Genomic DNA, 951 nt, shown 5'->3' on the forward strand with positions numbered 1-951 from the left:
GGTGTCCTTGAGGACGAACCCGGCGGCGCCCGCGCGGAGCGCGCGCAGCACCTGCTCGTCGGCGTGGAAGGTGGTGAGCACCACGACCTGCGGGGCGTCCTCGCGCCGGCGCAGCGACTCGGTGGCGGTGAGACCGTCCACCGCCGGCATCCGGATGTCCATGAGGACGACGTGCGGCCGGGTGCGGTCGACGAGCGCCTCGACCTCGCCGCCGTCGGCGGCCTCACCGACGATCTCGATGTCGTCCGCGCCGCCCATCATGAAGGACAGCCCGGCCCGCACCAGCGGGTCGTCGTCGACGAGGAGCACTCTGATCGCAGTCATGGCGCGTACGTAATCACGGCCGCACGGAGCGGGGAAACACGGACCAGATGATTCCGGTTCACCCCCACGGCAGCCGGGCCCGTACCTCGAACCCGCCGTCGGGGGCGGGCCCGTGCTCCAGGGTGCCGCCCGCCAGTGTCGCCCGTTCGGTGAGGCCGATCAGGCCCTGCCCGGCGCCGGGCACCCGGGGTATGTCCCCCTCCGGCGCGGGGTTGCGCACGGTCACGGTGAGGCCCTCCCCCGGGCCGCCGGTGACCGACACGGTGACCTCCGTGCCGGGGGCGTGCTTGCGGGCGTTGGTCAGGCCCTCCTGGGCGATGCGGTAGGCGGTGCGGCCGACGGAGGCGGGGACGGCGGCCGGGTCGGTGACCCGCTGGTCCAGGGTGACCTTCATGCCGGCCTGCCGGGACTCGGCGGCCAGGGTGTCGAGCGCCGCGAGCGTCGGCTGCGGCCGGCCCGCGTCGTCGGCGTCGCCGGTCCGCAGCACGCCGATGATCTCCCGCAGGTCCTGGAGCGCCTCGTGCGCGCTCTCCCGGATGACGCCGGCCGCCCGCGCGACCTCCTCGCGCGGGGCGTCGGGCCGGAACTCCAGGGCGCCCGCGTGCACGCTCAGCAGCGTCAGCCGGT

The 951-nt window shown here is 75.4% G+C and carries 2 protein-coding genes; both read right to left on the reverse strand.

What is annotated here, in order from left to right:
• A partial coding sequence (locus B7767_RS36840; protein ID WP_143652847.1) for a response regulator transcription factor occupies window positions 1-324 on the reverse strand: 324 nt, incomplete at its 3' end.
• Window positions 325-382: 58 nt separating this feature from the next.
• Window positions 383-951 (reverse strand): sensor histidine kinase (locus B7767_RS36845; protein ID WP_256923699.1); only part of this gene is annotated, 569 nt, incomplete at its 5' end.

It is taken from the genome of Streptomyces sp. 13-12-16 (assembly GCF_002114215.1).
Classification (GTDB): Bacteria; Actinomycetota; Actinomycetes; order Streptomycetales; family Streptomycetaceae; genus Streptomyces.